The sequence below is a fragment of the Geothrix sp. PMB-07 genome, from assembly GCF_030758935.1.
Taxonomy (GTDB): domain Bacteria; phylum Acidobacteriota; class Holophagae; order Holophagales; family Holophagaceae; genus Geothrix.
The window spans coordinates 1,508,512-1,530,496 of sequence record NZ_CP132333.1; the positions used below are offsets into that span (position 1 = coordinate 1,508,512).

Here is a 21,985-nt window from a genome sequence, read left to right on the forward strand (position 1 = left end):
GGCATCCTTCGGATCAGAATTGATTCACAGGCGCGCCGCCGGAGGCCTCGCGGACCTCCAGGACCACCCGGAGGTCCGGGTATTTCGTGTTTTGGAATTCTGCGCGGGTATCGAGCACGGTCACGAGCTTCCAACGGTCCCGAAGCAAGGTGCCTTGCACCAGCGTCACGGGTTCTTCGCCCTTCATGAAGGCGCCCACCGTGCCGGCGGGGCTGCCCTTGAAGAAGCCCAGGTAGCGCAGATCCTGGGGGCGGCCCGCGAATTCGGCGGCCTTGGCCTGGGCCAGCCGCTGACGCTCCAGCTCTTCCGCCGTGGGTGGCGGTGGTGGTGGCGGGACCACGACTTTGGCGGGAGGGGGCGGGGGCAGCGGGGCCTCGAACATGAAGAGATCTCGCTGGGCCTTGGTGGCGGGCGGCAGCTCCCCGGCCTTGCCCAGGGCCGCCAAGTCGGGCAGGTGCCGCAGCCCCTGCAACTGACGGGCATCAAGGCTGGCGCCACCCCGGTTGGCCGCGTCCTTGCGGCCCTTGGGTGTGTCGGGCGAGACCATGGTGTAGATCAGATAGACCAAGACAGCGGCGAAGGCCGCCAGGGCGATCTGGGTTTTGGGGTTGGAGCGGAGCTCCTGGCCCATGGCCCGGAAATCGAGGTTCGAGGAAACGGCGCTCATGCCTCGGCCTCCTCGCGCTCGGCCCCGGTCTTTCGGAAGGCACGCAGGACGATGGTGAGGCGGGCCCCCTCGGGACTTTCATCCAGACGGCCATCGCGCACGGCGAAGGGCAGCCCGGAGCCTTCGAGATCCAGCATGAAGGCCTTGTGGTTGGCGTAGACGCCCAGGGCGACGAATTCCACTTCCACGGCTTCCAGGTCGGTGCCCTTGGCGCCTTCCCGGCTGGGCAGGCCATATTTCACGGTGATCAGGCGGAGGCCGTGCTTCTGTGTGAGGGCGTGAAGCGTCTTGCTCAGGTTCCACTGCAGCTCACCGGCAGAGCCACGGGGCAGCCTCGTCTCCAGATCCGCCAGGGTTTCCTTGCCCCGGCGGATGCGATCCGCCAGCTGCTGGAGCTCCTGGAGCTGCTGCACCTGCTGATTTCGTTTCAGCTCGGCTTCCCGCTTGGCCTTGAGCTTCTGGGAGAGCTGCTGGGAGGCATCCGGCAGCAGGAAGAAGGCCACCGCCAGACCCGTTGCGGAGGCCAGGATGCCCAGGGCCAGGCGGAGGCGGCTGGCGCGCAGGGGCGTGTTCATTCAGACGTCCTCGGATCGCCCGCGGGGCGGATTCGGGTGGGGCGATGAGGGCGGGTCCTCTCATCGTAAGGGTTTGCAGGTGGCGTCACAGTCCGGTTTTGCAGCCCGTCCGCCGTTCCTTGGAGGGGGGGGGCGGTCTGGGGTGGCGCCAGCTGGGTGGGGCGGGTGGGGGCAGTAACCGCGGCACGGGGGGCGGGGACCGCCACGGGGCGGGCCGGGGGCGCCGCCTTGGCGGGCGAGGCCGCAGTCGCGGGGCCCAGCTTGATGGCCTTGACTTGGAAGGGTGGGGGCACCGGGGCGGTGGGCAGGGTGATCTCCACATCCCAGCCGCCGCCCAGGCGCTCGGACTCGCGTTCCAGCACCACCTGGGCGAAGACCGGTGTGGCGCGCAGGGCCTCGATGAAGGCCGACTCAGCTTCGCGGGTGCGGGCCTCGACCTTCAATTTCATGACCACCTGCTGGGAGTTGGCGCGGGTTCGCTGCAGCCCCTTCAGGCGCATGTCGGGCACCATGCACTGCTCCAGTTCGGCGGTAAGCCGGGACCAGGGCAGGCTGCGCTCCAGGAGGATCCGTTCCGCCAGTTTCCACCGCGACTGCTCGCGGGTGGCGTCCATGTCCTGCAGCGACGTCTGGAGTTGCTGTTCCTGCCGCGCGGCCCGCTTGGCCTCTTCGGTCAAACTCACGGCCTCCCGACCGGCCCGGCTGGCCTGGTGATAGGCCCGCCAGGTGAGCCCTCCGGCGCCAATCAGGATGAGGCCGCCCACGGCGAGCGACACCCAGCCGATCAGGAGGTGGCGCTGGCGCCAAAGGCTGGGCCGGGGGGCCAGATTGAGCGGAAGAACGGGGACGGCCATCAGCGCGCCTCCCCGAGCAGGGAACGCTCGTCGATCATCCGGAGGGTCAGGCTGCTCTCAGGCCAGCGGGGCGCGCCCCAAATGTAGAGGTTTTGTGGCGTGCGGGATTCCCGCTGCAGGAAGGCGGCGCTGGGGGCGATGCGTTCCTCCAGCCAGGCCTCGGGATCCAGCGGTTCCTGCCACTGGCGCAGCAGACAGAGCGTGCGGCCCCAGGCCACCAGGGTGCCGGCGTAGCGGCCGGATTCCGCGGGGCTGAGGGAAAGCAGCATGCCCGGCAGATCCAGGGACGGGGCCAGCAGATTGTAGAGGTGCAGCCAACGGGGCGTGAGCGAATGAATGGTCCGATCGAGGCGCAGGCTCAGCGAGAGCATGCTCTCGCGGAATGCCTCCGGGATTCCCGAGGCCAGCCAGATGCCCGACTCCACTTCCATGGCCTGGACGAAATGGGGTTCCTCCAGCGCCAGGGCCTGCATGAAGCGCCATCGGAAGAAGGCCTCCTGGGCCTCGGAGCCCTTGGGCAGTTCGGTGAGGTCGCGCAGCAGCACCGAGGGCGTCCAGAGGTCATCCACCACCCAGCGGGTGGGCCCGGGGGGCAGGGCACTGAGGGCTTGGGCCAATTGGTCTTCGGTGGGAGAGGCGCTCAAGGGGCGCCGGTGGGCGCCGGCCACGACCCGGTGGGCCTCCAGCCAGAGAAGGGTGCCGTCGGGCGGAGCCAGGAGCGGAAGTTTCACAGCCAGTATCCTGAAACACGGCCATTCCGGGCCAGGTCATCGGCCGCTTGGTGGCGCGGAGGGGCTGGGAAAGGCTGCAAGGGGGACTCCTGACTGGCCTGGGAAGCCTGAAGTCTAACGGGCTTCCGGTCGATTCCCAAGAGGGCCAACCGTAAGCAGGGCTCAGATCCCAGGCCTCATGTGGAATGATGGGGGGAGATGTTCCCATCTGATCTCCCAGGAGCGCTGCCCGCGTGCGTCTGATTTCCCTCGAACTCCATGGCTTCAAGTCCTTCGCCGATGCCCAGAAGCTCAGCTTCCCGGGCGGGATGACGGCGGTGGTGGGCCCCAACGGCTGCGGCAAATCGAACATCTCCGACAGCCTGGCCTGGGTGCTGGGTGAACAGCGGGTGTCCATGCTTCGGGGCGCCGAAATGGCCGATGTGATCTTCGCGGGCACGGCCCAGCGGCGGGCCACGGGCATGGCCGAGGTGAAGCTGGTGCTCGAGATGCCGGACCCCGCCCTGCCCGGGGCCACGCGCGAGGTGGTGATCTCGCGCCGACTGTACCGCGATACCGGCAGCGAATACCGCATCAACGGCCGCGAGGCCCGGCTCAAGGATGTGCAGGACCTGCTGCTGGATACGGGCATGGGCACCCGGGCCTACAGCTTCATCCAGCAGGGGCAGATCGATCTGATCCTCAGCAGCAAACCCAAGGACCGCCGCCTGCTGCTGGAGGAGGCCGCAGGCATCACCCGCTACAAGCTGCGCCGCGCCGATGCGGAAAAGCGGCTGGATGAGACCAAGGCCAACCTGCAGCGCCTGGACGACATCCTGTTCGAGCTGAACAAGCAGATGGATTCCCTGCGCCGCCAGGCCTCCCGCGCCCGGAAGGCCAAGGAGCTGGATACCGAGATCAAGGCCACCCAGCGCATCCTGCTGGCAGGCAAGGCGGTGGAGTTGGAGGCCGCCAAGGTCCGCATCCTCGATCAGCTGGATCAGACCGAGCGCCGGGTGGCCGAGCTCACGGTGCAGGTGTCCGAGAAGGCCTCGGAAGTGGAGGCCCTGCGTCTTTCCGTGGACGACCAGCAGCGGGCCCAGGCCAAGCGCCACAGCGCCATGCTGGCCCTCGACCAGCGTCTGCAACTGGCTGAGCAGGAGCGCGGGTTCCAGGAGGAACGCCAGGGCGAAGCCACCGCCCAGCGGAACCGTCTGCAGGAGCGCATCCAGGCCCTGGCGGAACGGCTGGCCGAATCAGGCGATTCCTTCACGTCGCTGGAGGCTCTGCTGAGCGATGCCGCCAAGCGACTTGGGGCCTGCGAAGAGGATTTGGCCAAGGCCGAAGAGATGGTGGCTCTGGCCCAGGGCTCCCTCCGCCACGAAGAGGCAGAGCTACACGCCCTGCGGGACCGCAAGGCCGAAAGTCAGAAGGAGGCCCTGGCCCGGCAGAAGCAGCGCCTGGGCTTCCAAAGCCAGATCGCCCAGTTGGAGGGTCGCCTGGATGCCCTCAATCACGAGGAATCCGTGCGTGCGCCCCGGCTGGAAAGCCTGCAGGCGGAGGCCACCCAAGTCGAGCGTTCGCTGGAGGGGCTGCTCTCCCAGCTGGAACAGGCAGAAGAAGCGGCCTTCGACCAGCGGCGCCGTGCCGAGGTGCTGGAGGAAACCCAGCGCGCCCTGGCCCAGGACCACCACCGCGCCGAGGCGGAGCTGGATGCGGCAGAGCGCCGCCTGCGTCAGATTTCCGATCTGCTGGCCCAGAGTTTCGGGGATGAGGAACTGAAGAAGGGGCTGACCTGGCTGCGCGAGCAGGGTCTGCGCCCCAACGCTCTGGTGGAACTGCTGACCGTGGACGAGGCCCTGCGTCAGGACCTGGAACGGCTGCTGGGCACTTGGCTCCAGGCCCTGTCCGTGGACGCCCCGATGGCCCAGAAGGCCGCGGAGGCTCCAGGGCACTTGTTGCTGGCCCTGGAGGGCGACACCGCCGTGCCTCCCACACCGCCCGGCTGTGAGGCCCTGCGAGATCATCTGCACTGGAGCGGTTCTGAGCGGCCTTTGGGAGCCTTGGTGGACCGGGCCTTCCGCTGTTCCGACGAGGCCCTGCCTGCATTGGCCCAGGCCCATCCCGATTTGGCCTTCGTATCGCCGGGCTTCATCCGGCTGCCGTTTGGTCCCCTGCAGCTGGGCGTTTCCGCCCCGGCGGCCTCGCCCATCAAGCTTCGCGCGGAGCAGGAGGAGGCCCGGGCCACCCGCGAGGCCCTGCTGGACCGGCTGGAAGAGCTGGAAGCCAAACGCGGCCAGGGCGGGGATGAAGCGCGGGGCGCTCGGGAGCGGTCCCAGGAAATCGACGAGGATCTTCGCGCCCTGCGGCGCCGGGCGGACACCCTCAAGGCGCAGCGCACTTCTCTGGATGGCCAACTGGCGGAGATCCGCCAGGCCAGCGAGCGGGCCGATGCCCTCTGGGAGCAGATCGAGACCGAGATCAAGCGCATCCAGGGCCTGCTGCGCGAATTGGATGAGCACCCCGAAGAGGCTGGTGATGCCGCTCTGGACGAGGCCATCCAGCAGGCCGAGGGCCTGGTGCGCGAGGCGCGCCTGCGCCTGGATGAGCGGCGCGACCAGCGGTCGGAATCCGCCAGGACGCGCGATGCCGCCTGGGCTGAGCGGGATGGTCATGAGCGGCACTTGCAGCTGGCGCAGCGGGGGCGCTTTGATTTGGAAGCGGAGCGCCAGCGGCTCGAGGTCGAAGCCACGGAACAGATGGACCGGATCACGGCCTGTCAGCAGCGGCTCGGGGAATTGGAGGCTGAATCCCAGCAGCTGCTGCAGGACCGCGAGGCGGTGCAGGACCAGGCCCGCGAGGCCCAGCCCCGCCTCGAACTGGACCAGGAAGCCCTGCGGGTGCACGAACGGGCGGCGCGGGAATTCCAGGAGGCCCTGGAGAATGCCCGCGCCCAGCACCAGGAGGTGCTGATCCATGGCGCCCAGGTGCAGGGCAGCCAGGAGGCCCTGGCCAAGGAAGTGGAATTGGCGTTGGGCCTGGAGGTGCCTGCCTTCCTGGCCGGGCTCAGCGATGAAGAGCGGGAGGCCTGGGAGGAGGGCGAACTGGTTCACCAGACCCGGCTCAACGAATTGCAGGGTCGGCGCATGGACCTGGGCGGCGTGAATCCCCTGGCCATCCAGGAGCTGGAAGAGGCGGAAACGCGGCTGACCTTCATGAACGAGCAGCGGGCCGATGTCACCGAGGCCATCGGCAACCTGGAATCCACCATCCAGGAGATCAATGCCACCAGCGAGGATCGGTTCCGGGAAGCCTTCGATTTCGTCAATCTGCGCTTCCAGGAGGTCTTCCGCGAGGCCTTTGGCGGGGGCAGCGCCCAGCTCAGCCTGGAAGATCCCAAGAACCTGTTGGAATGCGGCATCGAAATCACCGCTCAGCCGCCAGGGAAGACCGCCAAGGCTCTCACGCTGTTGAGCGGCGGGGAGAAGGCTCTGACGGCCATTTCCCTTCTGTTCGCCATCTTCCATTTCAAGCCCAGCCCCTTCTGCGTGCTGGACGAGGTGGACGCTCCTCTGGATGAGGCCAATGTGGGCCGCTTCGCCGCCATGGTGCAGAAGATGAAGACGGACACCCAGTTCATCGTCATCACCCACCAGAAGCCCACCATGGTGGCCGCGGACACCCTCTACGGCGTGACCATGGAGGAGGCCGGCTGTTCCCGTCTGGTGAGCGTCCAGCTGCGGGAGGCGGAGGCTCTGGTTTAGCTTTTGACCGTGACATCCGGATGACAAAAGGGGTTGACACCCGCCGTTTCGCCCCGGTCTGACCGCAATCCAAGGGCATCTTCCTTGTCAATGCGAAAGAAAGCGGAAATTGTGGAAAACCCCTGATCGAGGCGGCTCGGCAGAAACTGCTAGCATCGTCAATGTAAGTACTGAAAACAGTTAATTAATATTGACGAGAAATTGCCTTGCCGGAGACAGGAAATCCGTATCCGGACAAGGTTTAGCCCATCGAAAAGGGGGCAATCCACAGGTTTATCCACAGCGGAACGACAAGCCGCTGTAACTGGTTGGAAACGTTCACGTGAAGGACGTGTGACCGCCAGGTCACTCCTGGGTTTCAGCTACCAGAAAACCAGGCCGCAGCCATTCGCGGATGGTTTCGTCATCGACCCCGAGTCGGGTCAAGTGATCCGTGGCCATCTTAAGGCTCTGATCTTCGTCCCGGCAGATGAGAAGCCGCTGTTTCCAGGCTTCCGTGGCTCGGGCGCGGAGTTCCGGCTCCCCCTGGCCCATGCGCTTCTCGAGGACGAAGCCCAGGTTGTTGGCGGCCTTGCGGTGCTGGGGCTCCAGGGAAAGGGCCTTTTCGTAGGCTTCGGTGGCTTCCTTCAGACGACCCACCACCTCCAAGGCCACACCCTTGGCGTTCCACACATCCGCGTCGTCGGGGGCCAGGGTCATGGCCTGATCCACCATGCTCATCTGATCCTCGCGCCGGTTGGCGAAGCGGTAGACCTCGGACAGGCCCAGATAGGCGCTGTATTCGCCGGGATCCAGCTCCAAGGCCTGGAGGAAAGCCTGCTCAGCGGCCATGCCTTGGCGGGTCTCCACCAGCACGTAGCCCAGTTGCACCTGCAAGTCCGCCGCATCGGGCTCGCGGAGAAGGGCTTCGCGGTAACAGCGCAGGGCATCCTCCCAGCGGCTGTCCTCCCGGGCCATGTCACCCAGGGCGGCCCAGGGATTGGCCGCTTCGGGATCGGTTTCGGTGGCGAGACTGAAATAGGACAGGGCTCCATCCCGGTCGCCCATGTCGCGCTTCAGTTCACCCAACAGGGCCTGGGCCTCCGCCAGTACCGGGGCCGGGGGGGCCAGCAACACCAGGGTGTGGAGCTGGCCCTGGGCCAGCTCCAGGTGCCCCTGTTCGCTGAAAATCTCAGCGAGGATGAAGTAGCTGGCGGGATCGCAGGCATGGAGGCTGCGGGCCCGGTGGATGCAGCGCAGGCCCTCGGTCAGTTCGCCGCGCTTCAGAAGCAGTTCGCCCAGGGCATGCCAGCCCCAGTAGTAGGATTCCTCGGCCTGGAGTGCCGCCACAAGCTGGGCTTCGGCCCCGGTCACGTCGCCCAGCTGCTCCATGGCGATGGCCAGCAGGCGCAGGGTGCGGGGATCCCGGGGATTGAAACTGAGCGCCTTCAGTAGCCAGGCTTTGGCGTCGGAGGCGTGATCGAGATGGAGTTGAACAAGGCCGGCAAGCTCCAGGGCTTTGGCATCCTGCCCGTTCAGGGCCAGGGCCTGCTTGAGGGCGTGCTCCGCCCCCTCCAGGTCCTGGATCAGCAGGCGCAGGTAACCCAGGTTGCGAAGGTGGCCCCCGTCCTTGGGGTGCTCGTCACGCAGGGATTCCAGCTGCGCCAGCAGGTCCAGACCCTCTTCCTCACCGGCATGGTCACTGAAACAGAGCAGCCGCTCGAACCAGGCTTCCACGTGGGAACGATCTTCTGCCAGCAGCTGGTCGAGGATTTCCTGGGCTTCGATGTGGCGGGCCCGCCCGTTGAGCGCGCGGGCCAGGGCCAATCGCGCCTCAAAGGAGGTTCCTGCATCGGTTTTGAGGGCCGTCAGGCCGGGGTCTAGCAGCTTGAGCCAGGGGCGTGCCATGGGTTGCCTCGTCAGTTGGTTCAGGGTATCACCCGATGCTGCCGGGGGGGACCGCCTGCTCGCTTCCCTCGCGAGTGCCCCCCGAGGCCGGCATCAAGACATGAGTGCTGCTGCAAGTCCGTCACAGAGGAGCCGCGCCATCGCCTCGCGGGTTTCCACCGTGGCGGAACCCAGGTGGGGCAGCAGCACGGCACGCGGTGCCTGGAGCCAGCGCGGGTTCAGGCGGGGTTCCCCTTCGTAGACATCCAGACCCACGCCCCCGAGGCGGCCCGCCTCCAACAGGTCGATGGCCGCGTTCTCATCAATGATGCCGCCGCGAGCGGTGTTGATGATGATGGCGCCCGTGGGCAGCTGCTCGAGGGCCGAACGGTCCAGGAGGCCGCGGGTCTGGTCCGTCAGCGGACAGTGCAGAGAGAGTACGGCACTGCGGGCGAGGAGGTCTGGCAGGGGAAGGCGAGGGGCGCGGCCCGCGCCGAAATCCACCTCACCGCCCTTCTGATCGCGGTCCCAGAACACGGGCCTCATGCCCAGGGCCCAGGCCCGCCGCGCAAATGCCAAGCCGATGGGGCCGCTGCCCAGGATGCCGCAGTCCTTGCCCGCGAGTCCGGGGCCCATCAGCTGGTCCGGTGCCCAACCCTGCCAAGAGCCAGAACGCACCAAGGCCTCGCCTTCCGCCACGCGGCGGGTCAGAGCCAGAAGCAGGGCCAGGGCGATGTCAGCGGTGGCGTCTGTCAGCACACCCGGTGTGTTCACCACGGCGATGCCCCGGGCCTGGCAGGCTCTCAGAGGCAGGTGGTTGACGCCCACCGAGTAGGTGCCGATGGCTTTCAATTTGGGTGCGGCTTCCAGGTCCGCCTCGGTGATCGGCTCGGATAGCAGCACCACCAGCGCTTCGGCCTCGGGCAACGCCGCGTTCCACTCGGGCGACCGGAACGCGGCCAAGCCCAGCTCGGGAAAACGGGTGCCGAGTTCATTCAGGGCGGGACCGACAAGAGGCGAGGTGGAGAGGATACGGATGCTCATCGCTGCAGGGCCTTCAGGGCTTGGCGGATGGCCTCCGCCAGGGGCGGCTTCTCGGTGCGGAGCCCGGCCACCACGGGCAGCACCGCGTCCTCCTTGAAGCCAAGGTTGGTGAGGGCGGAACGCAGGCTCTCTTCCCACGGATCGCCCGAAGGCACGCCCGAAAGACCATCCAATCCTGAGAGCCCGCCCATTTTTTCAGAGAGTTCGAAGCACATTTTTTCGGCGGTCTTCTTGCCCACGCCGGGGATGCGGGTGAGCACCTTGACATCGCGGCCGCGGATGGCCTGCACGAGGTCTTCGAGCGGCAGGGCTCCCAGGGCCGCGAGGGCCAGCTTGGGCCCCACCCCATCCACCTTGATGAGCAGGCGGTACAGTTCGCGTTCCTGCGGGGTGGCGAAACCCAGCAGGGCGATCTCGTTTTCCCGTACCAACAGTTCGGTGTGCAACACCACCTGGGCTCCCACCTCGCCCAGCAGGCCGTAGGTGGAGAGGCTGATGGCGGCGGCGTAGCCCACCCCGCCGCACTCGACGAGGGCCAGGTTGGGCAGCTTCTGGATGAGTTCCCCGCGGAGGCGTCCGATCATGCCTCGAGGATACCTGAAGGCGGAGCTGGGCCGGGAAGTGGCGACCCGCGCGGCATTCCTGTCTGAACGTGAAAAAAACTGGCATTGCCAGTGAATTCAACCAAAGCTTGAGGGATTCCCCGGAGCCGCCATGACCTATCTCGACGATGATCGCGACATTCGTTTCAACCTGCTGGAGTGGCTGGATCTGGACGCCATTCTGAAGGAAGGGCCCTACCAGGAGGTGGATCGGGAGCAGTTGGCCATGGTGTTGGATGAGGCGCTGAAGGTGGCCAAGGGCAGCCTTTCTGCCTGCAACGGGATCGGTGATCGCGTGGGCGCCCAGTTGGAGAACGGCCAGGTCCGGCTGCCGGAGGGCTTTCCTGAAGCCTTCCGCGATCTCGCGTCAGGAGGCTGGATCAGCGCCACCATGAATCCCGAGTTCGGCGGCATGGGTCTGCCGGAATGTGTGGGCACGGGCATCAGCGAGTTCCTCATGGGTGCCAACACGGCCCTGGGTCTCACGGTGCTGCTGACGCGCGGATCTGCGCATCTTATCGAAGCCTTTGGCAGCGAGGCCCTCAAGGCCATCTACTGTGAGCGCATGTATGCGGGCGAGTGGACGGGCACCATGTGTCTCACCGAGGCGGGCGCGGGCAGCGATTTGGGCGCCCTCAACACCAAGGCCCTGCGGCAGGCCGATGGGAGCTACCTCATCAGCGGCGAGAAAATCTTCATCACCAGCGGCGACCACGGCCTGACCCCCAACATCGTGCATGCCGTGCTGGCGCGCACGCCGGATGCGCCTGCGGGGCCGAAGGGGCTCAGCCTCTTCGTGGTGCCGAAAATTCGCGTGAACCCCGACGGCAGCCTCGGGGCCTCCAACGACGTGACCTGCGCGGGCATCGAGCACAAACTGGGCATTCACGGCTCGCCCACTTGCAGTCTGGTGTTCGGAGCCAACGACGCCTGTCAGGGTTTTCTGCTGGGGCAGGAAGGCCAGGGGTTGGCCCACATGTTCCAGATGATGAATGCCGCCCGCTACGAGGTGGGTGTCCAGGGCCTGGGCAATGCCTCCGCCGCCCATCAGGCAGCCCTCGCCTACGCCAAAGAGCGCCTGCAGGGGCGCGGGCCCCATTCGCCGCGGAGCGCCACCCAGTCGCTCATCATCGAGCACCCCGATGTGCGCCGCATGCTCCTCATGCAATCCGCCTATGTGCAGGCCATGCGGGCCCTGGTGTCCTACACGGCCTGGTGCATGGACATGGCCCATGTCTCCGAAGGCGAGGAGCGGGATCGCTGGCAGGGCTTGGTGGAGCTGCTCACCCCCATCAGCAAAGCCTGGTGCTCAGATTGGGGCTTCCGGGTGACGGAATGGGCGCTGCAAACCTATGGCGGTTACGGCTACACCATGGACTACCCCGCGGAGCAGTACCTCCGCGATTGCAAGATCGCTTCGATCTACGAGGGCACCAACGGCATCCAGGCCCTGGATCTTGTGGGCCGAAAGTTCAGGATGCAGGATGGTCGCCCGGTGAAGCATCTGATGAAGCTCGCCCAGGAGGCGGCGGAGGCCCTCGCTGGAGATCCTGTGCTTGGGGCTTCAGCAGGTCAGCTTCAGGAGGCTGTGAAGGCCCTGGGCGCCGTGCTGGCCCAGGTGCCGACGCGAGAGAATGCCGCGCTGCTGACTTTGCTCAACGCGGTGCCCATGCTGGACATGCTGGGTCATGTGGTGGGCGGCTACCTCCTGCTGCAGCAGGCGGAGTTGGCAGGGCGGAAACTCGCCGCGCTGCTGGCGGAGCGGGGCGTGGATCCAGCAGATCCCGAGGCGCTGCGCGCCCTATGGAAGAGCAGTCGCGATGCGGCCTTCTACCAGACCAAGATCCAGGCGGCAATCCACTTCGCCCACCGCGGCCTGCCGCTGGTTGGGGCCCATGCGACTTCGATTCTTGCAGGCGAGACCGCGCCCATGGAGGCTGTGTTGTAACCAGGCGGGCGCCCGGGAAGCGGAGCTTGCCGTCGACACGGACTCATGTCCGAGCTCCTGCGTGACGTTGAGCCCTCCAAGGCTGGGAATCTGCCGGCTCGTCGAGGGACCTGTGCGTGGGCTCTTCCCGGGACGATGGGTGGCCGCAGGGAGTGGTAGATGCGCTTGGGCTGGCGGGGAAAGAACAGGGCGGAATCGGGGCAGGACGAGCGCCGTCTGCAAGCCATCCTGGATGCCATGGATCGCTCCAATGCCCGCGTTGTCTTCGCGCCGGATGGCTCCATCCTTGAGGCCAATGCCAATTTTCTCAACCTTATGGGGTACTCGGAAGCCGAGGTTCTGGGGCAGCACCATCGCCTATTTTGCGAGGCGGTGTATGCCCAGTCGGCGGAGTATCTGGGTTTTTGGAACGAGCTGAATCGCGGAGAATTTGCCTCGGGGCGCTTCAAACGGGTCACCAAGGCTGGTCAGCAGGTCTGGCTGGAGGCCAGCTACAACCCGATCTATGACGAGAACCGGCGCCTGATCTCGATCGTCAAATTCGCCACCGACATCACCGCGGCTGTGAACGAAGACAGTGATCGGGAAAGCCGCTTGACCGCGCTGGACCGCTCCATGGCGGTCATCGACTTCGACCTGGATGGGCATGTGCTTGCAGCCAACGAGAACTTCCTGCGGGCCATCGGGTATTCCCTCGCCGAGATCAAGGGCCGGCATCACCGCATGTTTTGCACGCCTGAATTCGCCTCGAGCCCGGATTATGAACGCTTCTGGCACCAACTCGGACGCGGGGAGTACATCTCGGGGCGTTTTCACCGGATTCGGAAGGATGGACGGGATCTCTGGCTGGAAGCCTCCTACAACCCAGTAAAGGATGCGGAAGGTCGACCCTACAAGGTGGTGAAATTCGCCTCGGACGTGACTGCGGAAGTGGAGCGGGTTCACCGGGAAGTGCGGAATGCCAAGGAGGCTCTGGAACTGTCGGTGGAGAACGAGAGCCTCTCCAATCAGGGATTCGCGGTCATTGAAGAGGTCTCGGCCAAAATGCACGAGATCGCCGACCGGGCCCGGGAGGCCGCGAGACTGATCGAGGCCCTGGGCGAAGAATCTGGGCGGATTACCTCCATTGTGAACACCATCCGCGACATCGCAGACCAGACCAATCTCCTCGCCTTGAACGCGGCCATCGAGGCGGCCCACGCGGGTGAGCATGGGAAGGGCTTCGCGGTGGTGGCGGAGGAGGTGCGACAACTGTCGGAACGCACCAGCGATTCAACCACAGAGATCTCCGACATGATCGACAAGGTGCAACAGGGCACCCAGTCCGCTGTGGCGACCATGGGGAGTACCCTGGAACAGGCGGTGCGGAGCGCCGAATTGGCCACCCGGGCCGCTGCCGCCATGGGCCAGATCCGGGATGGCGCCTCCCGGGTGGTTCAGGTGGTGGATGCGTTCTCGGCTGTGCTCAAGTCGGACAGGTGATTCCTCAGGGCGGCCACGGCGGGAACAGAAAAGCCCCCCGGGTGATCCGGGGGGCTGACTGGTGGACCTGATCAGGATCGAACTGACGACCTCTGCATTGCGAAAGCGAAAAAAAGGTGATAGACGGATAATGTCGGAAGGCATAAGAAACTGATAAAACACGCACATAGTAGTTTATCTTCCGTTTGCATATTATACGGTTTGGGACTACCTTTTGAGCACCGTTTGAGCACGGAACGGGGGGGCTCAGGATGGCCAAAACCAAGCGCAGCGCCAAATTCGACACTTCAACCGCCCGCAAGAAATTGGCTCGTGGGAAGGTGCATCAGGAGCCCCTGAAGGATGGGCAGTATCTCTGCTACCGGAAACCGGAGAGCGGGGCCGCTGGTTCCTGGTCTGCCCGGTGGCGGTATGAGGGGCAGATCCTCCAGACCAAGCTAGGCGCAGCCGATGACCACCACGCCTCGGATGGGGAGACAATCCTGAGCTACAAGGAAGCGCAGGATAAGGCGAAGAAGTGGTTTCAGGAACGGACAGAGCAGGCCCTTGAAGGTGAGGGCATCACCATTCAAAAAGGCCCCTACACCGTGGCCCAGGCTGTCGCCGATTACCTGCGAGAGATGAAGAACAAGGGGCGCAAGTCCATTGCTACCTCGGAGAGCTACGCGAAAACGCACATCATTCCCGCCCTGGGTGAGATCCCCCTGGCGAAGCTGAACAAGCGCAAATTGGAAGATTGGCTTTCATCGGTGGCCGCGAAGCCTCGAATGAAAACCGGATTCGGGATGAGCGAGGTCTCTGAGACCTGGGCCAAGAAACCGACCGAGGATCAGCTTCGAGCCCGAAAGAACACGGCGAATCGAATCCTCTCGATCCTGAAGGCCGCCTTGAATCTCGCCCTCAGAAACACCAAGGTTTCGAGCCATCGAGCGTGGATTCACGTTGCCCCGTTCGAGTCCGTGGTGAAGTCTCGCGTCCGATTCCTGAGCCAGGAAGAGGCCCAGCGCCTTGTGAATGCTTGCCCCCCAGACTTCAAAAGCCTTGTGCAAGGTGCCCTCCTGACGGGAGCCCGATACTCCGAACTGGCAAGGCTTCAGGTGCGGGACTACAACGCCACGGCGGGAACCATCCTCATTGCCGAATCGAAAAGCGGTAAGTCCCGTCAGATTGTCCTGACGGATGAAGGCCGGTCCCTACTCGACGGGCTGTGTGCCGGGAAGGTAGCCGATGCAGCCGTGTTCCAGCGAGACACCTGGAAGCGGACCCTTCGGAAGGATCTGGGCTCATCATGGGGGCACTCAGACGCCGCAACCTTCATGGAGGTCTCCTGCAAGGCCGCCAAGGTCGGATCGGTGCGCTTCCACGAACTCAGACACACCTATGCCTCCATGCTCGTGAACGCTGGATGCCCCTTGGTCTATGTCGCTGCCCAGCTTGGCCACGCTGATACCCGGATGGTCGAAAAGCACTATGGGCACTTGGCCCCGAATGCCCTTGCTGATGCCGTGCGAAAGCTGATGCCAGACCTGGGCTTGGTGAAGCGCCCGAAGGTTGCGGGCCTGAAGATCAAGACGGGGGGTGCCTCGTGACCCCTGAGCAGCGCCTTGAAGGCTACTTCCCGCAAGCCCTGGCCATCCTGGGCATCCCTGCCGATCCCCGCGCCTGGACAGACTTTGGAGAGACCCAGGCCCGTGCCTTCGCTGCCTTGGAGCTTCCCCGCCGCCACGCCCGCCAGGATGCTGCCCAGGATGCCGGGGAGCCCCCGCGCCTGGAGCGTGATGAGGCCGCGAAGGTGGCCCGCCTTGCCCGTGATCTGCGGGAAGCCCTCCAGGATGCAGGCCCAGACCTTCAACGCTCCATCGCGGGCCTGTGGGAGGGCCGCACAGGTGGCAGAGAGGGTGCCAGCTTGGCCTTGTGGGCAGAGGCCGCCCCTGCGCTTCCCGCTGCCCTGATGGGTGGCCTGGAGGCACTGGAGGGCATCGCACGGGACAGAGCTGAACACCTGCGGGGGAGCATCGCCCGTCAGCACAAGCCGGAGACCCCGGATGCCGCCCTCGTGCGGGAAGCCCTGGCCCTGGCCAAGCGGTGCGGGGTGAGCCAAGAAAAGGGGCTTCAACTGGCCCGCCTCGCGTTCGAGGCCAGCACGGGCAAGGCCCCCAAGGGAGAGGACTGGGGCCGATCTGCGAAGCGTAGGCAGTCCGTCAAGTGACGGAACCTCGCCTCTGATCGCAGGTTCCGACACTTCCAGAGACAGACGGCGGAACACAACCTCTGAGCATCGCGGATGACATCGCTACCGCCCGGAGGAAACATGAAAACCGCCACCGTCCCAACCCCTGAGCCGTCCCTGGTTCCCGAACGATTGATGACCCTGAAGCAGGTTGCAGACGGGCTCGGAGTCACCCTTTCGACTGTCTACGTCCTGCGAGGCCGTGGCGAGTTTGAAGTGGTGAAGGTCGGGGCCAAGGCCGCCCGTGTCCGTGCGACTGAATATGCCCGCTACATCGGCACCCTGAAGAAAGGGTAGGGCATGACCCCCGCGCCGTCTGGGCAGGAGGCGCAACAGAACGACGCGACGACCTCGGGACCGACCACCCCTCTTGCCTTCTTCAAAGTCTGGACCCTTGAAGTCCAGGGTGATCCAGCGTTTCAGGCCATGACAGACGCAGACTTGGGCTTCCTCATCCGCTGCAAGTGCGTTGCCGCCCGGAGCGGGGGATTCATCCCAGCCGATGGGAAGGCGCTTGGAAGGCTGCTCTCAAGGCGCTCTGATCATGCCCTTAAGAGCCTGTCTAGGGTGGCCTTCCTCTTCGCGGAAGATCCATCTAGACCGGGCTTCCTGTTGATCCCAAGCGTCCTTTCCGAGGTGGCCGCATACGCCAAAAAGTGTGGTGCCAACAGGGAAAACGGCAAAACAGGTGGCCGCCCACGGAAAAACCCAGTGGGTTCCTGTGGTGAAACCCAAGCGGTTTCCAATAAGAAGAAAGAAGAAGAAGAAAAGAAAAAGAATCCCCCAAAGGCCCCCAGGGGCACTCGGAAGGGTGAGGTGATCGTCACCTTCCTTCGAGGGGAAGAATCCGCTTCTGCTTTCGAGATGACCTGGAAGAACTGGCCCGCCTCAAAGCACGTTGACCGTGACGGCAACGAATCCATGCGAGTGAAGCGCGGGGATCGCATGGCCGCTGAGCGGTGCTGGCAGGCCATCGTTGATTCAGGAGAGGCCACGCCTGATCAGCTTCGCCGGGTGGCCGAACTCTACGTCACGAAGCACCCCAAGGTGGCCGAAGGCTTTGTTCAGCACGTCAGCACCTTCCTTGCACCTGCCGGTGGCCGTTGGGCCGAAGGTCTGCGAACTCTCCGGGCCTTTGAACATCAACAGGCCGCGCCCCACCCCGAATCCGCCATGCCCTGAAAGGAGCCGCCATGCGAAGCACCGGAACACCCGTTCGAGTCTGCCGAGAACCCGCCCCCCTGATCCTCTCTCGATCCGAGGTGGAAGCCCTGCCACTGAATCACCCCCGCCGCCCTGAACTGTTGGCACAGATCGAGGCGAAGGAAACCGCCGTCAACGCCGCACACGCTGCCAGACAGCCCAAACCCTAACCCCGGCGCTGATCAGCGCCACCACCGAAAGGACGCACCATGAAAACCCTCGCTGAACTCCGAGGCATCAAAACCGCACTCCAGGGGCTCGCCTCCTCCGCAGAGGCCGCCTACAAAAAGGTCAACGTCCAGGCGGATGCCGTGAAGGGTGACACGCACCTTAGCCCCGCTGGCATGAAGGTTCGCCTGGATGAACTCTGCAAGCCTATCGAGGATGCCCTTGGCCAGATGTTGGGAGAGGCCGAACGCCTGCTTCGTGACCTGGACGGGCAGGAGGTCTACTGGGGTAATCCCTGGCTTGCCTTCCGCCTGACTCACCTGTCCACCACCTGGACCCCGGAGCGGATCGCCGCCCTCCAGGTGGAAACCGATCACCTGCCCGAGCCCATGCTGGACCTCGCGGTCAACGCTGCCATCGCCCTCCAGGATTGCGGCCGCGCTTACACCCTGAGCCTTCGCAAGGAACCCCTCGCCGCCCTTCTGCCCCAAGATCCCGAGCCCATGGAAACGCTGCGAATCGCCAAGGGGTTCCATGCCGAGGTGGAACGGGCCTTCAAGCTGGTGAGGGTCAGCGTCAAGGAACTGCCCGGAGAGGGTGCCATCTTCGGCGGTCACGCTGACAAGCTCGCCATGGCCCGCAGGATCGAAGGTGGACGGGCCGCAAACGTGCGACTGGCCCCCAAGTAATTCACCCGCCACACACGAGGGGGCCGCGCCCTCTCTTCAAAATCCACACGCTTGAAAACATGCACCCAAGGGCCGAAACGCCCGCCCCGCCTGGATCTTCGGCCCTTGGGACTGCATCAAACCGCCCTTAGCTGTCGCGTTTCTGCACTCAAACCGCCCTTGGAGGCCCCCAAATGACACGGACCCCAGCGCCCAAGCAACCCATCCGGGGCCGCAAGCTGGCCACCGCCAAAGACGCCATGAAGGCCACCGCCTGGGCTCTGCGGTCACTGGAGGCCCGAAAGATCACCCCCACCGCCGCCGCGTCCTACTTCCGAGGGGTCGGGATTCTCTTGAAGGCCCTGGAAGTGTCCGACATTGAAGGCCGCCTGAACCGACTGGAATCAATTGCCAAGCTGGAGAACCCCGATGCCTTTTGAGACCTTCACCCCGCGCCCCCGCGCCACCCTTCGCCGTGGTCCCACCGGGGCCATCATCGCCGCCTCGATCAAGGTGCATCGCCGCCCCGGTGAGAGTGCCGCCGCCTTCCAATGCAGGCTCCAGAGGGACTTCGGCGCGGTCATGGAGGCCCACCGGGAGCATGAGCCCCTGGCCCCGATGCCCGAAGGGGACTTCGGCGGGGAAACCCCTTCGATCCCTACCGCGCCCGTCTGCAAGGTGGAAGGCTGGATTCGGAACGGATTCAACGCCATCCAGGGTGCCCGCCTGCGAACGATGGGACCGAATGGCCGTTCGTTCGAGGTGATGATGCGCGGCATGGATGAGATTGGGGGCTTGTATGGGTTCCTCAATCGCCTCCAGGCCGAACACAACGCCCTGATCCCACAGGATGCCTTTATCGAGGCCCTGGCCCGGTTCTCCTGCCACGAGGATGAGCCGTGACCTACCGCGCCCGCCTTCATCGCCTGGAGACCATCACCCGCCCCGTCTGGGTTTGTGCATTCTTTCCCGCTGGGAGTGCCGAGCCCACGAGCGCCCATGCCTTCGATGGGAAGCAACGCCACGAGTCATTCACCCGCGCCGATGGTGAGTCTGTGGAAGCCTTCCGGGGCCGCCTCCAGTCCAGAGGGGCAGACCTTCGCCGCGCTGATCTCATGGCCCGCGCCTTCGCCGCTGTGATGCAGGGGGGCTTCATGGACCCCGAACCAGAGCCCGATGAGGTGATGCCGTGACCTATCCGCCCTGCGAGCTTTCCATCCGGCGATCCTGGAAGCTGGAGGCCGAAGGTGGGAACCATGCTGAGATGACCGACCGGGCCGCCCTCGCTGTTCTCCAGATCCTTCGGGAAGAGGCCGAACCCGGCGACCTGATCTTCCTCAAATTCAGGCGGTCGAACGGGTTCCCAGAGACTTTGCGCCTCGTGGTTGAACCTGGGCCGCGCCTGCTCTGCCCATCCCACCCCCCGGAATTGATCGGGGACACCGTTCGCCGCGTGCAGGCCGTCTATGGGCTCAAGTCTGTGGTCCACTTCGCCGCTACCACCTGACCATCGGCCCCAGGGATCGTGAGTGCCACCCTGGGAACCGTGCCCCCCTCCAGACCTGCCCCTGGAGGGGGGTTTCTCTTTGTTGGGCTGATTCGCTCCTGCCCGTAATCAACTCTTGGGTCGTCATCACGGGACACCTGATAGGCTGAACCGAAAACAGGGAGCAATCATGGGACTTTGGGCCGGTAGCTTGCTCGCGCTTTTGTTGGTCATGCCACTGGTGGGGCAGACCGCGACGAAGAAGGCGAAGCCCCCGGCAGTCAAGAAGGCACCGCTTCCAGACACCCCGCCTTTCGAGCTTGCTTCCGAATGGGTGCGTGAACTGACCGCCTTCAGAGGCATCCTGGCCAAATATCTGGAAGAGAAGAAGGAAGGGAACGAACCGATGATGGACACCATCCGTCACGGGTCACGGATGAAGCTAGAACTTCAACTGAGCATCAACATGCTCAAAGGCATGAGACTGAACTCTGAACAGTTCAAAGTCCTGCTTCCGTTTGTGATTGGCAGTTATCAGGGGAAGATCGCGCTTCATCAGGAAGTGAATGAGATTTCAGGGAAATTCATCGTCCCGAAGGATGGGGTGGACTATGGCAAACTCGCCGCCCGGATGCCTGAAATCACCGCTGCCCTTGAAGACATAGACAAGGGGCTGTTCGATCAAGCCAACATGATGTTTTGCATGATGCTCATTGACCAGAAGGCGAACAGTCAGGGGCATCTCGACCACCTGCTAATCACCAAGGCCGAAAGAAAAACCTTGGTGGATCGCATTGATTCGGGGTTTGGTGACAGCCTCAATGACAAGGTGAAGAACTACAACGCCTCCTCTGCGGTGGTCTTGCGAGGTCTCCTGGTAGGGGCTCATAAGAGTGCAGAAGATCCTTGGGATTAGGGGCAGGAGCTTCCCCCCTGCGTCAATTTGCCCTGTCTGACCCTCTCGGAGTGGGAAGGGTGCAGAGAGGGTGCCAAGGGGCCTTAAAACGCAAGCCAGGGGCCTTCCTGGGCATTATTCCGTCATCTTCCGCCAATGTATGGGAACACTCAGACCCAGCATTGACGCGGGTTCACGATGAATAGACCCCCTCGCACCTGCCCCATTGGATGGGCCGCCCTCGCCTGAGAGCCCGTCTGAGCCGCTGGGCAAGCTGTGGCGTCCAGGCCGTGCCGAAGGGAACGATGGAACCCTCAAAGGCCCGGTCGTATGCCTCGATCAACCGGATACAGGCCCGTGTCTCCCTCTCTTGCCGTTCCGCCGTCCGGTTCACCTGACCCTCCCACTGGAGAGGATATGCCCGATGTTGCCCGGCACCATCCAAGCCGATCCGGGACTGGGTTTTGAGCACCGTTTGAGCAGGAGGCCATTTGCTAAAAAACCATGCCGATTAAAAACAAGTAGCCCCTTGATTTCTCAAGGGGCTTTTGGTGGACCTGATCAGGATCGAACTGACGACCTCTGCATTGCGAACGCAGCGCTCTCCCAGCTGAGCTACAGGCCCACGAACCCTTAGTCTACCTCGGCCATTCCAACCGTCAATGTTTGATCGGAAACGGCCCCCCCGCGAGGGAGGCCGCTGGAATGGCGGTCAGGCGGCATAACCCCCGCCGGGAGTCGACTTCGAACGCCTCACCGTCACCGGCGATTGGCTACATCAGGGACTGCATGATCTCATCCAGCACGGCGGGGCTGGGCTTGAGCACATCTTCGCCCAGGCTGGCCAGGGGTTCGTCCACGAGGTTCAGCACCTGCGGCAGGGGGGGCTGGATGGGGTTGATGTAGAGCAACCCCGTGAGGAACTCGCCCTTCTCCATGGATTCGTGGATGGCTTTCATGGCGCCGAAGCGGTCGGTGGGATCGTAGCTTTCGTGGATGGCCTTGATGGCCACCTTGGAGCCGTCGGGGAAAGTGACCACTTCGGTCTCGCCAGCGGCGATGTCCACGTCCTCCACTTCCGAATACTGGATGAAGCCCAGATCGTGCAGCGGGAAATCGTGGTCCTTGACGTGCTTGTAGGAGCGCGTGGAAGCGTCATGGTTGTTGAAGGTGACGCAGGGGCTGATGATGTCCAGCACCACGGTGCCCTCATAGGCGAAGGCGGCTTTGAGCACGGCGTTCAACTGCTTGGGGTTGCCCGAGAAGCAGCGGGCCACGAAGCCGCAGCCCAGCTCAATGGCCAGGGTGCAGGGGTCGATGGGGGGCAGGTCGTTCACCGCGCCGGACTTCAGGTGCGACCCCTTGTCGGCGGTGGCGGAGAACTGGCCCTTGGTGAGGCCGTAGACGCCGTTGTCCTCGATGATGTAGATCATGGGGATGTTGCGGCGCACGGCGTGCACGAACTGGCCCATGCCGATGGACATGGAGTCGCCGTCGCCGGAAACGCCGATGTTGATGAGCTGACGGTTGGCCAGGGAGGCGCCGGTGGCGATGGCGGGCATGCGGCCGTGGACGCTGTTGAAGCCCCAGCCCTGGTTGATGAAGTAGGCGGGTGTTTTCGAGGAGCAACCGATGCCGGAATACTTGGTGACCCGGTACCCTTCGATGCTGGATTCAAAGGCTGCGCCGATGATCTGGGCCGTGATGGCATCGTGGCCGCAGCCAGCGCAGAGGGTGGACTTGGAGCCCACGTAGTCCTGCTTGGTGAAGCCGAGCTTGTTGGTGGGAGCGGAGGGCGTGGCGGTCGTCATGGTCGGCTCCTC

The 21,985-nt window shown here is 64.5% G+C and carries 22 protein-coding genes and 1 tRNA gene; 14 read left to right on the plus strand and 9 right to left on the minus strand.

The features are described 5' to 3' along the window. Positions 1-13: 13 nt before the first annotated feature. Genes Q9293_RS06660 through Q9293_RS06675 form a run of 4 tightly spaced genes read right to left on the minus strand, consistent with a single transcriptional unit; the run spans position 14 to position 2,827 of the window. A complete protein-coding gene (locus Q9293_RS06660; RefSeq protein ID WP_306251275.1) occupies positions 14-667 on the minus strand; it encodes a hypothetical protein in 654 nt (217 codons plus the stop codon). Next, positions 664-1,242, minus strand: a complete 579-nt coding sequence (locus tag Q9293_RS06665) for a hypothetical protein (RefSeq protein WP_306251276.1) — start codon at positions 1,240-1,242, stop codon at positions 664-666. The genes Q9293_RS06660 and Q9293_RS06665 overlap by 4 nt, the downstream gene beginning before the upstream one ends. Further along, positions 1,239-2,096: a hypothetical protein gene (locus tag Q9293_RS06670; RefSeq protein WP_306251278.1), complete on the minus strand. Its 858-nt coding sequence runs from the start codon at positions 2,094-2,096 to the stop codon at positions 1,239-1,241. The genes Q9293_RS06665 and Q9293_RS06670 overlap by 4 nt, the downstream gene beginning before the upstream one ends. Beyond that, positions 2,096-2,827 (minus strand): hypothetical protein, encoded by a 732-nt coding sequence (locus tag Q9293_RS06675; RefSeq protein WP_306251280.1) that lies wholly within the window; start codon positions 2,825-2,827, stop codon positions 2,096-2,098. The genes Q9293_RS06670 and Q9293_RS06675 overlap by 1 nt, the downstream gene beginning before the upstream one ends. 233 nt (positions 2,828-3,060) lie before the next feature. Between Q9293_RS06675 and smc the strand changes: the two genes are divergently transcribed. After that, positions 3,061-6,570: a chromosome segregation protein SMC gene (gene smc / locus Q9293_RS06680; protein ID WP_306251282.1), complete on the plus strand. Its 3,510-nt coding sequence runs from the start codon at positions 3,061-3,063 to the stop codon at positions 6,568-6,570. A gap of 345 nt (positions 6,571-6,915) precedes the next feature. Here smc and Q9293_RS06685 read toward each other — a convergent pair whose 3' ends face one another. The 3 genes from Q9293_RS06685 to ruvA form a co-directional block, all read right to left on the minus strand. Continuing rightward, on the minus strand, positions 6,916-8,457 hold the full coding sequence (locus Q9293_RS06685) for a tetratricopeptide repeat protein (RefSeq protein ID WP_306251284.1): 1,542 nt from the start codon (positions 8,455-8,457) through the stop codon (positions 6,916-6,918). A gap of 93 nt (positions 8,458-8,550) precedes the next feature. Continuing rightward, positions 8,551-9,480, minus strand: a complete 930-nt coding sequence (locus Q9293_RS06690) for a D-glycerate dehydrogenase (protein ID WP_306251286.1) — start codon at positions 9,478-9,480, stop codon at positions 8,551-8,553. Next, positions 9,477-10,064 (minus strand): Holliday junction branch migration protein RuvA, encoded by a 588-nt coding sequence (gene ruvA, locus Q9293_RS06695; protein ID WP_306251288.1) that lies wholly within the window; start codon positions 10,062-10,064, stop codon positions 9,477-9,479. Before ruvA ends, Q9293_RS06690 begins: the two co-directional genes overlap by 4 nt. Positions 10,065-10,194: 130 nt before the next feature. Between ruvA and Q9293_RS06700 the strand changes: the two genes are divergently transcribed. From Q9293_RS06700 to Q9293_RS06760, 13 genes are all read left to right on the plus strand, one after another. Continuing rightward, positions 10,195-12,030: an acyl-CoA dehydrogenase gene (locus Q9293_RS06700; protein ID WP_306251290.1), complete on the plus strand. Its 1,836-nt coding sequence runs from the start codon at positions 10,195-10,197 to the stop codon at positions 12,028-12,030. Positions 12,031-12,189: 159 nt separating this feature from the next. Then, positions 12,190-13,512 (plus strand): methyl-accepting chemotaxis protein, encoded by a 1,323-nt coding sequence (locus Q9293_RS06705; protein ID WP_306251293.1) that lies wholly within the window; start codon positions 12,190-12,192, stop codon positions 13,510-13,512. 251 nt (positions 13,513-13,763) lie between these two features. Then, positions 13,764-15,101, plus strand: coding sequence for a site-specific integrase (locus Q9293_RS06710; protein ID WP_306251294.1), 1,338 nt, complete (start codon positions 13,764-13,766; stop codon positions 15,099-15,101). Beyond that, a complete protein-coding gene (locus Q9293_RS06715; protein WP_306251296.1) occupies positions 15,098-15,721 on the plus strand; it encodes a hypothetical protein in 624 nt (207 codons plus the stop codon). The genes Q9293_RS06710 and Q9293_RS06715 overlap by 4 nt, the downstream gene beginning before the upstream one ends. Positions 15,722-15,823: 102 nt before the next feature. Continuing rightward, positions 15,824-16,039: an AlpA family transcriptional regulator gene (locus Q9293_RS06720; RefSeq protein ID WP_306251298.1), complete on the plus strand. Its 216-nt coding sequence runs from the start codon at positions 15,824-15,826 to the stop codon at positions 16,037-16,039. A gap of 3 nt (positions 16,040-16,042) precedes the next feature. Next, entirely contained in the window at positions 16,043-16,924 is an 882-nt protein-coding gene (locus tag Q9293_RS06725; RefSeq protein ID WP_306251300.1) for a hypothetical protein, read from the plus strand. An 11-nt stretch (positions 16,925-16,935) separates the two neighbouring features. Next, on the plus strand, positions 16,936-17,115 hold the full coding sequence (locus tag Q9293_RS06730) for a hypothetical protein (protein ID WP_291271803.1): 180 nt from the start codon (positions 16,936-16,938) through the stop codon (positions 17,113-17,115). 39 nt (positions 17,116-17,154) lie between these two features. Further along, on the plus strand, positions 17,155-17,802 hold the full coding sequence (locus Q9293_RS06735) for a hypothetical protein (RefSeq protein WP_306251303.1): 648 nt from the start codon (positions 17,155-17,157) through the stop codon (positions 17,800-17,802). A gap of 173 nt (positions 17,803-17,975) precedes the next feature. Continuing rightward, positions 17,976-18,221, plus strand: coding sequence for a hypothetical protein (locus tag Q9293_RS06740; RefSeq protein WP_306251306.1), 246 nt, complete (start codon positions 17,976-17,978; stop codon positions 18,219-18,221). Continuing rightward, positions 18,211-18,684, plus strand: coding sequence for a hypothetical protein (locus Q9293_RS06745; RefSeq protein ID WP_306251309.1), 474 nt, complete (start codon positions 18,211-18,213; stop codon positions 18,682-18,684). The genes Q9293_RS06740 and Q9293_RS06745 overlap by 11 nt, the downstream gene beginning before the upstream one ends. After that, positions 18,681-18,974 (plus strand): hypothetical protein, encoded by a 294-nt coding sequence (locus tag Q9293_RS06750; RefSeq protein ID WP_306251311.1) that lies wholly within the window; start codon positions 18,681-18,683, stop codon positions 18,972-18,974. The genes Q9293_RS06745 and Q9293_RS06750 overlap by 4 nt, the downstream gene beginning before the upstream one ends. Further along, entirely contained in the window at positions 18,971-19,288 is a 318-nt protein-coding gene (locus Q9293_RS06755; protein ID WP_306251313.1) for a hypothetical protein, read from the plus strand. Before Q9293_RS06750 ends, Q9293_RS06755 begins: the two co-directional genes overlap by 4 nt. Positions 19,289-19,457: 169 nt before the next feature. Beyond that, positions 19,458-20,183, plus strand: coding sequence for a hypothetical protein (locus tag Q9293_RS06760; protein ID WP_306251315.1), 726 nt, complete (start codon positions 19,458-19,460; stop codon positions 20,181-20,183). A 528-nt stretch (positions 20,184-20,711) separates the two neighbouring features. Here Q9293_RS06760 and Q9293_RS06765 read toward each other — a convergent pair. Beyond that, a tRNA-Ala gene (locus Q9293_RS06765) sits at positions 20,712-20,787 on the minus strand. 148 nt (positions 20,788-20,935) lie between these two features. Further along, entirely contained in the window at positions 20,936-21,973 is a 1,038-nt protein-coding gene (locus Q9293_RS06770) for a 2-oxoacid:ferredoxin oxidoreductase subunit beta (RefSeq protein ID WP_306251317.1), read from the minus strand. Positions 21,974-21,985 lie beyond the last annotated feature (12 nt).